Here is a 14,027-nt window from a genome sequence, read left to right as displayed (position 1 = left end):
CGAGCATGGCGGGCATGGCTACTCACTTGATCACCGGGGCCGGTTCCGGCATCGGCGCGGCCGTCGCCCGCCGGCTGCACGCGCGCGGGGACGAACTGGTGCTGCACGCGCGCGACGCGGGCCGCGCGAAGGAACTGGCCGCCGAGTTCCCCGGGGCGCGCACCCTGGTCGGCGACCTCGCGGACCCCGACAAGCTGTCCTGGGCGTTCTCCCACCAGACCCTCCCGGAGCGGGTGGACTCCCTGCTGCACGTCGCCGGCGTGGTGGACCTCGGCCCGGTCGGCGACCTGACCCCGAAGTCCTGGCGCCACCAGCTCAACGTCAACCTGATCGCCCCCGCCGAGCTGACCCGGCACTTCCTGCCCCAGCTCCGCGCGGCCCGCGGACAGGTGATCTTCGTCAACTCCGGCGCCGGTCTGAGCGCGCACGCCGGCTGGTCCGCCTACGCCGCCTCCAAGCACGGGCTGAAGGCCCTCGCCGACTCCCTGCGCCACGAGGAGCACGGCAACGGCGTGCGGGTCACCTCGGTCTACCCCGGCCGCACGGCGAGCCCCATGCAGGCCAAGGTCCACCGGCAGGAGGGCAAGGAGTACGACGCCGGGCAGTGGATCGACCCGGAGTCGGTCGCCACGACGATCCTGACGGCCCTGGACCTGCCCAGGGACGCGGAGATCAACGATGTGACGGTACGGCCGGGGCGCTGAGCCCGGCCGCGGGTTCCGTAGGCTTCCCGGGTGAGCGAAAACAGCGTGTTCGGATTCGGCGGTGCCACCGGTGTCGGCTCCATGCCAGGGGCGGACGCCCGCGAGGCCGCCAAGACCGTGACCGGGTCCTTCGAGGACTTCCCCTTCCTGCCCGAGTTGCCCGCCCGGGGACCCGGTGCCGACATGATCGGCCGTACCGCCGGCATGCTGGTCGAGCTGTACGCGCGCGTGGAGCCCAGCGGCTGGCGGATCGGGGACCGCCCGGGCCGCGACACCAGGCGGGCCCGGGGCTGGCTGGTCGAGGACCTGGACGCCCTGGAGGAGTTCACCCAGGGCTACCGGGGCGACCTGAAGGTCCAGGCGGTCGGCCCGTGGACGCTGGCCGCCGCCCTGGAGCTGAGGAACGGCCAGTCCGCGCTGTCCGACCCCGGCGCTCGCCGCGACCTCGCCGCCTCCCTCGCGGAAGGACTGCGTCTGCACCTGGGGGAGGTGCGGCGCCGGATCCCCGGGGCGCGGATCGTGCTGCAGCTCGACGAGCCCTCCCTCACCGCCGTGCTGCGCGGGGAGGTCCGCACGGCCAGCGGCTACCGCACGTACCGCGCCGTGGACCGGCAGGCCGTGGAGGCCACCCTCCGGGACGTCGTCGGGGTGCACCCCGGCGGTCCCGTGGTCGTGCACTCCTGCGCGCCCGACGTCCCGTTCGCCCTGCTGCGGCGGGCCGGCGCGGCCGCCGTCTCCTTCGACTTCACGCTTCTCACCGAGCGTGACGACGATGTGATCGGCGAGGCCGTGGAGGCCGGCACCCGGCTGTTCGCCGGTGTCGTGCCCGGCACGGACGGCCCATTGTCAGACCCTGCCGGTAGCGTCGTGGGTGTCAGGACGCTGTGGCGCAGGCTGGGCCTGCATCCGGGACTGCTCGCCGAGGCGGTCACGGTCACCCCGGCGTGCGGTCTGGCGGGCGCTTCCCCGGCGTACGCGCGCCAGGCCCTCGCCCACTGCGTCCGGGCGGCGAGATCCCTCGCGGACAACCCAGAGTAACGGGAGGACAACACGGTGGCCGGCGACAAGCAAGCGGAGACCACGGCGGTGCCGGCGGAGGCCCGCGAGAAGCACGCCCAGCTGGCGGAGCAGATCGAGGAGCACCGCTTCCGGTACTACGTGAAGGACGCCCCCGTCGTCAGCGACGCGGAGTTCGACGGACTGCTGAAGACTCTGGAGGCCCTGGAGGAGGAGTATCCGGAGCTGCGCACCCCGGACTCGCCGACCCAGAAGGTCGCCGGGTCCTACGCGACCGAGTTCACGGCGGTCGAGCACCGCCAGCGGATGCTGTCGCTCGACAACACCTTCAACGACGACGAGCTGGCCACCTGGGCCGACCGCATCGCGAGGGAACTGGGCGAGCAGGACTACCACTTCCTGTGCGAGCTGAAGGTCGACGGTCTCGCGGTTAACCTGACGTACGAGAACGGCCGCCTCACGCGCGCGGCGACGCGCGGCGACGGCCGCACCGGCGAGGACATCACGCCGAACGTGCGCACGATCGCGGACATCCCGGACCGGCTGGACGGCGACGACGTCCCCGCCCTGGTGGAGATCCGCGGTGAGGTCTACTTCCCGATGGAGAAGTTCCTCGAACTCAACGCACGCCTGGTCGCGGCCGGTGACAAGCCCTTCGCCAACCCCCGCAACGCCGCCGCCGGTTCGCTGCGCCAGAAGGATCCGCGGGTCACCGCCACCCGGCCGCTGCACATGGTGGTCCACGGCATCGGCGCCCTGGAGGGCTTCACGGGCATGACCCGCCTCTCCGAGGCGTACGACCTGCTGGGCAGCTGGGGCCTGCCCACCTCCGCGCACAACCGCGTGGTCGACGACCTCGACGGGGTGCGCGAGTTCATCGCGTACTACGGCGAGAACCGGCACTCCGTCGAGCACGAGATCGACGGTGTCGTCGTCAAGCTGGACGAGATTCGGCTCCAGGGCCGCCTCGGCTCCACCGCGCGGGCGCCGCGCTGGGCGATCGCCTACAAGTACGCGCCGGAAGAGGTCAACACCAAGCTCGTCGACATCAAGGTGGGCGTCGGCCGTACCGGACGCGTCACGCCGTACGCGCAGGTCGAGCCGGTCACGGTGGCCGGCAGCGAGGTCGAGTTCGCCACCCTGCACAACCAGGAGGTCGTCAAGGCCAAGGGCGTGCTCATCGGGGACACCGTGGTGATCCGCAAGGCCGGTGACGTCATCCCGGAGATCCTCGGCCCGGTGGTCGACCTGCGGGACGGCGGCGAGCGGGAGTTCGTGATGCCGGGCGAGTGCCCCGAGTGCGGGACGCCGCTGCGGCCCATGAAGGAGGGCGACATCGACCTGCGCTGCCCCAACGCCCGCACCTGCCCGGCCCAGTTGCGCGAGCGCGTCTCCTACCTCGCGGGGCGCGAGTGCCTGGACATCGAGCACTTCGGGGCGGTGGCCGCCGCCGCGCTGACCCGCCCGCTGGAGCCGGCCGACCCGCCGCTGGTGGACGAGGGCGACCTGTTCGACCTGACGGTGGAGAAGCTGCTGCCCATCAAGGCCTACGTCCTCGACCCGGACAGCGGCCTGCCCAAGCGCGACCCGAAGACGGGCGAGGAGAAGGTCGTCACCGTCTTCGCCAACCAGAAGGGCGAGCCGAAGAAGAACACCCTCGCCCTGCTGGAGAACATCGAGGCGGCCAAGCGGCGCCCGCTGGCCCGGTTCCTCAACGGGCTGTCCATCCGGCACGTGGGACCGGTGGCGGCCCAGGCCCTGGCCCGTGAGTTCCGTTCCGTCGACCGCATCGAACAGGCCTCCGAGGAGGAACTGGCGGCCACCGACGGCGTCGGCCCGATCATCGCGGCCGCGCTCAAGGAGTGGTTCGCCGAGGACTGGCACCGCGAGATCGTCCGCAAGTGGAAGGCCGCCGGGGTCCCCCTGGAGGAGGAGGCGACCGGCGAGGACGAGGGCCCGCGCCCGCTGGAGGGCCTCACCGTCGTGGTGACCGGCACCCTGGAGAACCACACCCGGGACGGCGCCAAGGAGGCCCTGCAGACCAGAGGGGCGAAAGTGACCGGCTCGGTGTCGAAGAAGACGTCGTTCGTCGTTGTGGGTGACAACCCCGGATCGAAGTACGACAAGGCCGTGCAGCTGAAGGTTCCCGTTCTGAACGAGGACGGTTTCGGGGTCCTTTTGGAGCAAGGCCCCGAAGCGGCGGCCGAAGTCGCGCTTCCGACCGGGGAGTAGCGGTTGAAGGCCACCCGTTCGGCGCATATCAGTTGCATACGGGTGGCCCGGGCGCATTCGGGCAACCACCGACGACCGGTGCCCGTGGAAGCCTTCTGCGGCCTACTGTTGAGATGTGCGCCTGCCGTGCCCAGCTGCGGTCGGGGCATCCCCCTGCCCGGCAAGGGTGCGGGAAAGGTTTCTTCGACGCGGAGCCGCTGATGGTTGTCGGGCATCGGACCGCGTGGCGTGGGCACCGCCGGCTGTGAGAGGGACGGGAATGGAACCGACCGAGAGCGTCGCCCCGGGCTCACGGCTGCGTCTGCGCCGCCGGGCGCTCGCGTGGCGGGGGAACCGGTGGACGGGGCGGGGCGGACGGACGGGCGGCCAGCCGCGCCCGGCCGGATCCGGCGCCGCCGGCGAACCGCACGCCGCCATACCCCTGACCATCGACACCACCCCCGGCCTGCCCGGCTCCGGTCACGAACGGCCACCCTCCTGGCCCGCACTGCCCGCGGCCGTCGTGGCCGCCGCCGCACTCGTCCTCGGCGCCGGCTTCTACCACGCCTTCACGGGCCACCACGCCCTCTTCCCGGGTGGCACGGTCGGCTGGTCGCTGGCCCTGCTCACCGGCGTCATCGTCGGCCACCTCGTCATGCTGGGCCGCGCCCGCTGGTGGGGCGGCACCGGCTCCGGCGCCGCACTCACCCTCGCCGTGCTGCTGCTGTACGGCTGGGTGCCGGCCGGCATGGTCAGCCTCACCGTCGTCGTCCTCGTCGGCATCGCCCGGCGGCACCGCTGGCGCCAGGGCGTGCTGCACGGATCGGTGGACATCCTCGGCATCGGCGTCGGCGCCCTGCTGCTCGGCGCGTTCGGCCGGGTGCCGAGCGTCGAGACACCCTGGCGGCCCGACAGCTGGAGCGTCACCACCGTCCCCGAGGTCGTCCTCGTCGCGGTGGCCTACCTCGCCGTCAGCCGCGGCCTGTTCTGGTACCTGCGCGCCCCGCGCGGCGGCGGCCTGCCCGCCGTCCCCCGCACCGCCCTGGTCAGGCAGGGTCTGGTCGCCGTCGCGCTGCTCGGCATCGCGCCCCTGCTGTGCGTCGTCGCCGACGCCCAGCCGATCCTGCTCCCGCTGTTCGCCATCCCGCTCGTCGCCCTCGACTCCACCCTGTGGATGGCCCGGGCCCGCGCCGAGGAGCAGCTGCGCGACCCGCTGACCGGACTGCCCAACCGCCAGTGGCTGCTGGACCGGATCTGGACCGCCCTCGACGACGCGGAACGCATCGACGCCCGCTCCGCCCTCATGCTGATCGACCTCGACCGGTTCCGGTCGGTGAACGACACCCTCGGTCATCTCGCCGGTGACCGGCTGCTGCTCCAGATCGCCGACCGGCTGCGGCTCGCCCTGCCGCGCGGAGCGGAGGCGGCGCGGCTCGGCGGTGACGAGTTCGCCGTCTTACTTCCCGTCGCCGACTCCACGACCTCCGCCACCCGGATCGCCCGTGGCCTCGTCGGCGCCCTCAGCTCCCCGCTCGACCTCGACGGGCTCACCCTCGTCCTGGAGGCCAGCGCCGGGGTCGCCGTCTTCCCCGACCACGCCCTGGACGCCGAAGGACTGCTGCGGCGGGCCGACGTGGCGATGTACCAGGCGAAGCGGGACCGTACGGGCGTCGAGGTGTACGAGTCCAAGCGGGACTCGAACACCCCGGACCGCCTCGGCCTGCTGGGCGACCTGCGCCGCGCCCTGGACGCGCACGAGGTGCAGCTGCACTACCAGCCCAAGGTCCGCTTCGACGGGCAGGTCGCGGGCCTGGAGGCGCTGGTCCGCTGGGTGCATCCCGAGCGCGGGAAGGTTCCGCCGGACGAGTTCATCGCGATCGCCGAGTCCTCTGGCCTGATGCCCCATCTCACGGAGTACGTCCTGGACACCGCGCTCGCGCAGGTCGCCCGCTGGCGGGCCCAGGGCCTGCCGGTGCCGGTCGCGGTCAACGTCTCCCCGCGCGACGTCCACACACCGGGTTTCGCGGGCTCGGTCGCCGCGCGGCTGGCCCGGCACGGGGTCCCCGCCGGGGCGCTCCAGCTGGAGATAACGGAACACGTCCTGCTGGAGGACCCGCAGCGGGCCGCCGACACCCTCGCCGGGCTCACCGGGCACGGCGTGAAGATGTCTTTGGACGACTTCGGCACCGGGTACTCCTCCCTGGTCCACCTGCGGCGGCTGCCCGTCAGCGAGCTGAAGATCGACCGCTCCTTCGTGGCCCGGCTGGCCGTCGACAACGAGGACGCCGAGATCGTGCGCTGCACCGTCGACCTCGCGCATTCGCTGGGCCTCCTGGTCGTCGCCGAGGGCGTGGAGGACGACGAGACCTGGGAGCGGCTGCGGGACCTGGGCTGTGACGCCGTACAGGGCTGGCTGGTCGCCGCGGCGATGCCGCCCGAGGAGGCGACGGCGTGGCTGCTGGCGCGAGGATCACGCGGCTGGCAGCGGCCCCGGGCCGCACTCCCGGCGGGCGAGTAGCACCCCCGTCGGCAGACCCCGGCCCGCACCCCCTCCCGCGGACACCGACTCCCGCCCCACCCGGCCCGGCGCCACGCCGGCTTCTCGTCCGCCCCGCGGCACACTCTCGTCCCGTGCCGCGCTCTCGTCCCGTGCCGCGTCCCGTGCCGCGCTCCCGCCCCGCCCCACACTCCCGCCCCACCCCCCCATCCGCCCCACGGCACGCTCTCGTCCCGCCCACCTCGCTGCAAGCACGCTCCCCACCCGCCCCGCCCCCAGCCACGCTCCTCGCCCGCCCACCTCTCTGCGAGCACGCTCCCCGCGGCCCCGCTGCAAGCACGCCCCCACGCGCGCCGCCCCAGGCACGTTCCTCGCCCGCCCACGGCCCCACAGCAGCTCCCGCGCCCGCTCGGTGCCACCCTGGTAGTCCTGCGGCACGGCGGTGCGGAGGCCGGCGTCCACGGGTCCGCTCCGCCGCCGCGACCGTCGTGCTCGCCGCCGCCGGACCGCACCCGCCCGGTCCGGCCACACCAGGGGGATGCCATGTCACTGTTCGTACCGAAGTTCGACGACACCGTGCTGGTCCGGGACGCGGAGGCCGAGCTGGTCGGCCGGGCGCCCCTCGGCGTCAGGCTGCTGGCCGACAGCAGCGCCACCGGGGGCGCGCTGTCCACCGTGCGCGTCACCCTGGCGGAGGGCGCCGACGGCGCCCGCCCGCACGTGCACCACGGCTCGGCCGAGATGTTCTTCGTCCTCGACGGCGAGGCCGAGCTGCTGTCCGGCGACGACGTCGTCACCGCCCTGAGCGGCGACCTGGTCGTCGTGCCGCCCGACCGGCCGCACGCCTTCGCCGCCGCCCCCGGCAGCACGGCCGACATCCTGATCGTCATCGCCCCGGGCGTCGAGCGCTTCGAGTACTTCCGCCACCTGCAGCGCATCCGCACCGGTCAGGCCACCGAGGAGAGCCTGCTGGAGGTCCAGGAGCTGTACGACAACCACTTCGTGAAGAGCGGCGCCTGGGACGGCCGGCGCCGGTGAGGACGGGGTCCCGGCAAACCGTTTCACGGGTACGGGGCCCCGACCCATAGGATTGGCCCCAAACCACACGCACTCACCCAGAGGAACGCTGCATGCCTGGCATCACGCGCGAGGAGGTCGCCCACCTCGCCCGGCTGGCGCGTCTGGAGCTGAAGCCCGAAGAACTCGACCACTTCGCCGCCCAGCTCGACGACATCATCGGCGCGGTCGCCCGCGTCAGCGAGGTCGCCGACCAAGACGTACCGCCGACCTCGCACCCGCTGCCGCTGACGAACGTCATGCGGCAGGACGAGGTCCGTCCCTCGCTCACCCCCGAGCAGGCGCTCTCCGGCGCCCCGGCCCAGGAGCAGCAGCGTTTCAAGGTGCCGCAGATCCTGGGGGAGGACTGACCATGACGGACAGCACCATCATCAAGCTCACGGCGGCCGAGACCGCCGAGAAGATCGCCGCCGGCGAGCTCACGGCCGTCCAGGTCACCGAGGCACACCTCGCCCGCATCGAGGCCGTCGACGAGAAGGTCCACGCCTTCCTGCACGTCGACCGCGAGGGTGCCCTCGCCCAGGCCCGCGCCGTGGACGAGAAGCGCGCCCGCGGCGAGAAGCTCGGCCCGCTGGCCGGCGTCCCGCTCGCGCTCAAGGACATCTTCACCACCGAGGGCGTGCCCACGACCGTCGGCTCGAAGATCCTCGAGGGCTGGATCCCGCCGTACGACGCGACGCTCACCAAGCGCCTGAAGGACGCCGACGTCGTCATCCTCGGCAAGACCAACATGGACGAGTTCGCCATGGGGTCGTCGACGGAGAACAGCGCCTACGGGCCGACCGGCAACCCCTGGGACCTCACCAAGATCCCCGGCGGTTCCGGCGGCGGCTCCTCCGCCGCGCTCGCCTCCTTCCAGGCCCCGCTCGCCATCGGCACCGACACCGGCGGCTCCATCCGCCAGCCGGCCGCCGTCACCGGCACGGTCGGCGTCAAGCCGACCTACGGCGCGGTCTCCCGCTTCGGCATGGTCGCCTTCTCCTCCTCCCTCGACCAGGGCGGCCCCTGCGCCCGTACGGTCCTGGACGCGGCCCTGCTGCACGAGGTCATCGCCGGGCACGACCCGCTCGACTCCACCTCCATCGACGCCCCGGTCCCGCCGGTCGTCGAGGCCGCCCGCAACGGCAGCGTCGCGGGCATGCGCGTCGGTGTGGTCAAGCAGTTCCGCGGCGAGGGCTACCAGGCCGGCGTCATCCAGCGCTTCGACGAGTCCGTCGAGCTGCTCAAGGGGCTGGGCGCCGAGATCGTCGAGCTGGACTGCCCGTCCTTCGACCTCGCGCTGTCGGCGTACTACCTGATCGCCCCCTCCGAGTGCTCGTCCAACCTCGCCCGCTTCGACGGCCTGCGCTACGGCCGGCGGGTCGGCGACGACGGCAACCACTCGGCCGAGGAGGTCACCTCCCTGACCCGTGAGGCCGGCTTCGGGCCCGAGGTCAAGCGCCGCATCATGCTCGGTACGTACGCCCTCAGCTCCGGCTACTACGACGCGTACTACGGCAGCGCCCAGAAGGTCCGCACGCTGATCAAGCAGGACTTCGACAAGGCGTTCGAGCAGGTCGACGTGATCGTCTCCCCGACGACCCCGACCACCGCGTTCGCGATCGGCGAGCGCGCCGACGACCCGATGGCGATGTACCTCGCGGACCTGTGCACCATCCCGACCAACCTGGCGGGCAACGCGGCCATGTCCCTGCCCTGCGGTCTCGCCCCGGAGGACGGCCTCCCGGTGGGCCTGCAGATCATCGCCCCGGTGATGAAGGACGACCGGCTGTACAAGGTGGGTGCCGCCGTCGAGGCCGCCTTCGTGGAAAAGTGGGGGCACCCGCTGATCGAGGAGGCTCCGTCGCTGTGAGCGCACTGAACAAGGCCAAGGGCTTCAAGAAGTCGAAGTCCGGCACGTACCTGTCGATGGCCGGGACCGCGTTCGGCGCGCTCGGTGTGGCCAAGCAGATCAAGAAGGCGCGCGCCGAGCAGGACACGCTGCGGCTGATCGACGCCACCGTGTCCGCCGTCGCGATCGTCACCGGCCTCGCCATCCTCTACCGCGAGCTGAAGCGGCTGGGCGACGACGACGTCCTGCTGGGCTGAGAGGGAAGTTTTCACCGTGACCACCACGACCGACCTGGTGTCGTACGAGGACGCGCTGGCGTCGTACGACCCCGTCATGGGCCTCGAGGTCCACGTCGAACTCGGCACCAGGACCAAGATGTTCTGCGGCTGTTCGACCGAGCTGGGCGCCGAGCCCAACTCGCAGACCTGCCCGACCTGCCTCGGCCTGCCCGGCGCGCTCCCGGCCGTCAACGCGACCGGCGTCGAGTCCGCCGTCAAGATCGGTCTCGCGCTCAACTGCGAGATCGCCGAATGGTGCCGCTTCGCCCGGAAGAACTACTTCTATCCGGACATGCCGAAGAACTTCCAGACCTCCCAGTACGACGAGCCGATCGCCTTCGACGGCTACCTCGACGTGCAGCTGGAGGACGGCGAGATCTTCCGTGTGCAGATCGAGCGCGCCCACATGGAGGAGGACACCGGCAAGTCGACCCACGTCGGCGGCGCCACCGGCCGTATCCACGGCGCGTCCCACTCCCTGCTGGACTACAACCGCGCCGGCATCCCGCTCATCGAGATCGTCACCAAGCCGATCGAGGGCGCCGGCGAGCGCGCGCCCGAGGTGGCGAAGGCGTACGTCCGCGAGCTGCGTGAGCTCATCCGGGCCCTCGGCGTGTCCGAGGCCCGCATGGAGATGGGCCAGATGCGCTGCGACGTGAACCTGTCGCTGCGCCCGAACGGCACCGAGAAGTTCGGCACGCGTTCCGAGACGAAGAACGTCAACTCGCTGCGTTCCGTGGAGCGTGCGGCCCGCTTCGAGATCCAGCGGCACGCGGCCGTGCTGTCCTCGGGCGGCACGATCATCCAGGAGACCCGCCACTTCCACGAGGACACCGGGTCCACGACCTCGGGCCGCGTGAAGGAGGAGGCCGAGGACTACCGGTACTTCCCGGAGCCCGACCTCGTCCCCGTGGCGCCCTCGCGCGAGTGGGTCGAGGAGATCCGCGCGGCCCTGCCCGAGCTGCCGCTGGCCCGCCGCACCCGGCTGCTGGCCGAGTGGGGCATCTCGGCCACCGACATGCAGGCGATCCTCAACGCCGGTGCGCTGGAGCCGATCGTCGCGACGATCGACGCCGGTGCCGACGCGGCCTCCGCCCGCAAGTGGTGGATGGGCGAGCTGGCGCGCAGCGCCAACGAGTCCGGCAAGACCCTGGACGAGCTGGCGATCACCCCGCAGCAGGTGGCCCGGGTCGCCGAGCTGGTCGCGAAGGGCGACCTGAACGACAAGCTGGCCCGCCAGGTCATCGAGGGCGTCCTCGCGGGCGAGGGCACCCCGGACGAGGTCGTCGACAAGCGCGGCCTGAAGGTCGTCTCCGACGAGGGCGCGCTGACCGCCGCCGTCGAGGAGGCCATCGCCGGCAACCCCGGCGTCGCGGACAAGATCCGCGGCGGCAAGCTGGCCGCGGCCGGCGCTCTGGTCGGCGCGGTCATGAAGGCCACCCGAGGCCAGGCCGACGCGGCCCGCGTCAAGGAGCTGATCCTGGAGAAGCTGGGCGTCGAAGGCTGACCCCGCCCTGTTCGGTACGGCCCCGGAGGCATGCCCTCCGGGGCCGTACCGTCATCCGCGGCGCCCCGCGACCCGCGCGAGGCGATGGGGCGGACGGGGCCGACTGGGCCGAGTGGGCGGACAGGGCCGACGGGGGGCAGGGTCGAGCGGCTGAACGGCTGAACGGCTGAACGGCTGAACGGCTGGACAGGCCGGCCAGGCGCCCTGGTTCCTTCGTACGGCAGAGGGAGCCGGGTCGTGGGTACCACGCTCGACCGGCGCACGGCAGAGCCGGTCGCGGGTACTACGCTCGACCGCCATGAACGGACGCACCAACTCCGGCACCGACCCCGAGATAGCCGGGACTGCCGAGGCCGAGGACACGCAGGGGCGGGCAGCGGGCGCGCGGCAGCGGGCAGCGGACATCGCAGGCCCGGTCGAGGACGGCCGTACAGCGGACGTCGCGGGCGGGGGCCGGGATGTGGACGGCCGGGCGGCGGACAGGGGCGGCCGGACCGAGGACGCGGACGGCCCGGCAGCGGGTGCCGAGGGCCTGGACGAGGACGGGGAAGCACAGGCCGGGGAGGCCCGGCGGGCTCGGTGGACCGCCGCCGGTACCGGGGGGCTGCTGAGTCTCGCCGGGCTGGGGGCCGCGCTGCTCCGGCTCACCGGGTCCGCCCCGGTGCTGGTCCCCGCCGCCTACGCGCTCGGCGCCGCCGTCTGCGCCCTCGCCGCGCTCCTCGGGTTCGGCGGCCGGACCCGCAGGGCCCTGTGGCTGCTGATCGCGGGGACGATGGTCATGGCGCTGGGCGACCAGTTCGACTGAACCGCGCGAAGCGTCCTGCGCCCGGAGCGTCCTGCGCCCCGGACACCGCCTGCCCTGGGCCGGTGCCCCTACCGGCACCGGGCCGCCCGAGCACCGTGCCGCGCATGAGAGGCTCGGCCGGGTCCCGACCGGCGGACCGCGGAAGGAAGAGCGGCACGATGTACGCGATACCCCTGGGTGACGACGGCGCCGAACTGCGGCCCCTGGAGACCTGGCACGCCGAGGAGCTGCTCGCCTGCATCGACCGGGGACGCGAGTTCATCGGCCGGCACGTCGGCCTGGCGGACGCGGTGACCGACCTGGAGTCCGCGCGTGCCTTCCTCACGTCCTACGCCGTCAAGCGGAGCGCCGACGCCGGGAGCCTGCACGGCGTCTGGCTCGGTGGGAGGCTCGTCGGCGGCCTGCTGTTCCGTGTCTGGGACACCCCGGCCGGGGTCTGCGAGGCCGGCTGCTGGCTGGAACCGCGGGCGGCCGGGCGCGGGCTCGTCACACGCGGCATGCGGGTGCTGTTCGACTGGGCCTTCGAGGAGCGCGGCATGCACCGCGTGGAATGGCACGTGTCGTCGGCGAACGGGCCCAGCATCAACGTGGCCCGGCGACTCGGCATGAGCCGCGAGGGCCTGCTGCGCGAGAACTACCTGCACCGCGGCGTGCGCACCAGCACCGAGATCTGGGCGGTGCTCGCCCCCGAGTGGCGTGCGGCACGCGCGCGTGCCGCACGCGCCGATCATTAAGACGGCTCTCAGACAGCGTCCGTACGGTGCCGGGCATGGCAACGAAGACAGAGGAAGGCGCCGAGAGCGGTATCGAGGCGCGCACCGACGAGACGACGGCGCGGCCCGGCGCCGCCGGGAAGGGCCGGACATCCGGAACGACGGGGGCGCAGACGCCGGCGGAGGCGCCCGAGACCGCCACCGCTGAGGGCCGTGACGCTGAGGGCCGTGACGCGGGAGACCGTGACGCCGAAGGCGGTGGCGCGGGCAGCCGTGCCGCGCGGACCGTGGACGCGGGCGAGACCGGCGTGGGGAAGACCGACGCGGGGAGGACCGGCGCCGAGTCCGCCGGGGCCGCCGACGCCGACGCGGTGCCCGCCGGCACGGAGGCCGTCGGGGACGAGGCGCTCGAAGCCCCCGATCCGGAAGGCAGGACCGCTTCCGGGATCGGGCAGGGCGCCGGTGCCGTGGTGTCCGCCGCGCTCGGTCTGGTCTCGCTCAGCGGCGGCTGGATCGGCACCGTCGCCGGTGCCCGCGAGCAGCTCGTCGGCCAGTTGCGCACCTCCTCGTCGGCGAACGTCGCCACGCAGCTCAAGGAGGTCTACGGCGACTCCTGGCACACCACCGCCCTGTGGGCCGGCCTGTTCGCGCTGGCCGCGCTGATCACCGGCGTGGTCGTCCTCGTACGCCCGGCGTTCGGCGCGCCCGGCCGCCCGCAGGCCCCCTGGACCAGGTCGGTCGCCTGGGCCGGCGTCTCGCTCGGCGTCGTCGGCCTCCTCCTGGCCGTCCTCAAGTACTCCGACGCGCTGCTCGGCGTGCCCTCGGCCGGCTGACAACCCGCAGGTCCCAGGGGCCTTAGGGAATCCGTGAGCACCTTACGGACTCCCTAAGGCCCCTTACGCGTGCGTGCGGCCCGCCGGCGGCCCGAAGATGCGGAACTCTCCCGATGTGGCCGACCCCCCTGGGAGACGAAGGTGGAGGCGTCGCAGAAAGCGAAGCACCACCCCGACTCACCTGAAGGACAAGCCGTGTTCGAGATCGAATACCACCGGATGCGTTCCGCCCAGCTGATCCGCGAGGCCGCCCAGCACCGTCTGGCCCGCGAGGCCGCCCGGGCCCGCCGCGCCGCCCGCGACGAGTCCTGCGAGGGTGCCGCGGCCGCCGAGTCACATATCGACCGCCCCCGCCGGCACCGGCAGCCCCGCACCGCGTGACCCCCGCCCCGGCGGGCGCCGACGGCCCCGCCGCCGGCGGCCCGGGCACGGACAGGGCGGAGGTGGGCCGCACGGGGGTCGGCCCACCTCCACCCCGGGGGGCGGGGGGGCCGACCCCCGGGGGGGCGCGCCCCGCCCGCCCCGCCGACGCGCGCACCCCCCCCCGGGCGCGC

13 protein-coding genes are annotated in these 14,027 nt (G+C 73.2%); all 13 read left to right on the top strand.

Translation table 11 applies throughout. The annotated features are described in order from the left end of the window. The first annotated feature begins 5 nt into the window (after positions 1-5). The 13 genes from ABVB68_RS33610 to ABVB68_RS33550 all read left to right on the top strand — a co-directional run bounded on the left by ABVB68_RS33610 (position 6) and on the right by ABVB68_RS33550 (position 13,854). A complete protein-coding gene (locus ABVB68_RS33610) occupies positions 6-704 on the top strand; it encodes an SDR family oxidoreductase (protein ID WP_353604980.1) in 699 nt (232 codons plus the stop codon). Between the two features lie 30 nt (positions 705-734). After that, entirely contained in the window at positions 735-1,742 is a 1,008-nt protein-coding gene (locus ABVB68_RS33605; RefSeq protein ID WP_353604979.1) for a methionine synthase, read from the top strand. 15 nt (positions 1,743-1,757) lie between these two features. Then, positions 1,758-3,953 carry an NAD-dependent DNA ligase LigA gene (gene ligA, locus ABVB68_RS33600; protein ID WP_353604978.1) on the top strand — a complete coding sequence of 732 codons (2,196 nt, stop codon included), beginning with the start codon at positions 1,758-1,760 and terminating at the stop codon, positions 3,951-3,953. Positions 3,954-4,212: 259 nt separating this feature from the next. After that, entirely contained in the window at positions 4,213-6,450 is a 2,238-nt protein-coding gene (locus ABVB68_RS33595) for a putative bifunctional diguanylate cyclase/phosphodiesterase (RefSeq protein WP_353604977.1), read from the top strand. Positions 6,451-6,972: 522 nt separating this feature from the next. Then, positions 6,973-7,467 (top strand): cupin domain-containing protein, encoded by a 495-nt coding sequence (locus ABVB68_RS33590; RefSeq protein ID WP_353604976.1) that lies wholly within the window; start codon positions 6,973-6,975, stop codon positions 7,465-7,467. 92 nt (positions 7,468-7,559) lie between these two features. Continuing rightward, positions 7,560-7,856 carry an Asp-tRNA(Asn)/Glu-tRNA(Gln) amidotransferase subunit GatC gene (gatC, locus tag ABVB68_RS33585; protein WP_353605012.1) on the top strand — a complete coding sequence of 99 codons (297 nt, stop codon included), beginning with the start codon at positions 7,560-7,562 and terminating at the stop codon, positions 7,854-7,856. A 2-nt stretch (positions 7,857-7,858) separates the two neighbouring features. Continuing rightward, the gene (gene gatA / locus ABVB68_RS33580; protein WP_503006462.1) at positions 7,859-9,358 is read left to right on the top strand and encodes an Asp-tRNA(Asn)/Glu-tRNA(Gln) amidotransferase subunit GatA; all 1,500 of its coding nucleotides are present in this window, start codon (positions 7,859-7,861) and stop codon (positions 9,356-9,358) included. After that, on the top strand, positions 9,355-9,594 hold the full coding sequence (locus ABVB68_RS33575; RefSeq protein WP_258780702.1) for a hypothetical protein: 240 nt from the start codon (positions 9,355-9,357) through the stop codon (positions 9,592-9,594). Before gatA ends, ABVB68_RS33575 begins: the two co-directional genes overlap by 4 nt. A gap of 16 nt (positions 9,595-9,610) precedes the next feature. Then, positions 9,611-11,122, top strand: a complete 1,512-nt coding sequence (gene gatB, locus ABVB68_RS33570) for an Asp-tRNA(Asn)/Glu-tRNA(Gln) amidotransferase subunit GatB (protein ID WP_353604975.1) — start codon at positions 9,611-9,613, stop codon at positions 11,120-11,122. A gap of 532 nt (positions 11,123-11,654) precedes the next feature. Next, complete coding sequence (locus ABVB68_RS33565) at positions 11,655-11,927, top strand: hypothetical protein (protein WP_353605010.1); 273 nt, start codon at positions 11,655-11,657, stop codon at positions 11,925-11,927. 158 nt (positions 11,928-12,085) lie between these two features. Beyond that, the gene (locus tag ABVB68_RS33560) at positions 12,086-12,661 is read left to right on the top strand and encodes a GNAT family N-acetyltransferase (protein WP_353604974.1); all 576 of its coding nucleotides are present in this window, start codon (positions 12,086-12,088) and stop codon (positions 12,659-12,661) included. Positions 12,662-12,927: 266 nt separating this feature from the next. Further along, entirely contained in the window at positions 12,928-13,473 is a 546-nt protein-coding gene (locus ABVB68_RS33555) for a hypothetical protein (RefSeq protein WP_353605009.1), read from the top strand. A 195-nt stretch (positions 13,474-13,668) separates the two neighbouring features. Beyond that, positions 13,669-13,854 (top strand): hypothetical protein, encoded by a 186-nt coding sequence (locus tag ABVB68_RS33550; protein ID WP_353604972.1) that lies wholly within the window; start codon positions 13,669-13,671, stop codon positions 13,852-13,854. The last annotated feature ends 173 nt before the right edge of the window (positions 13,855-14,027 follow it).

Origin of the sequence: Streptomyces sp. NPDC096012 (assembly GCF_040426375.1) — a bacterium.
GTDB lineage: Bacteria > Actinomycetota > Actinomycetes > Streptomycetales > Streptomycetaceae > Streptomyces.
Note: the sequence above shows the minus strand (reverse complement) of the source record. Positions and strands in the feature narration are given on the sequence as shown.

Excerpts from the sequence above, each read along its gene's own strand:
- ABVB68_RS33610 (WP_353604980.1), top strand. The coding sequence starts at position 6 with ATGGCGGGCATGGCTACTCACTTGATCACCGGGGCCGGTTCCGGCATC.
- ABVB68_RS33590 (WP_353604976.1), top strand. The coding sequence starts at position 6,973 with ATGTCACTGTTCGTACCGAAGTTCGACGACACCGTGCTGGTCCGGGAC.
- ABVB68_RS33560 (WP_353604974.1), top strand. The coding sequence starts at position 12,086 with ATGTACGCGATACCCCTGGGTGACGACGGCGCCGAACTGCGGCCCCTG.
- ABVB68_RS33595 (WP_353604977.1), top strand. The coding sequence starts at position 4,213 with ATGGAACCGACCGAGAGCGTCGCCCCGGGCTCACGGCTGCGTCTGCGC.
- gatC (WP_353605012.1), top strand. The coding sequence starts at position 7,560 with ATGCCTGGCATCACGCGCGAGGAGGTCGCCCACCTCGCCCGGCTGGCG.
- gatA (WP_503006462.1), top strand. The coding sequence starts at position 7,859 with ATGACGGACAGCACCATCATCAAGCTCACGGCGGCCGAGACCGCCGAG.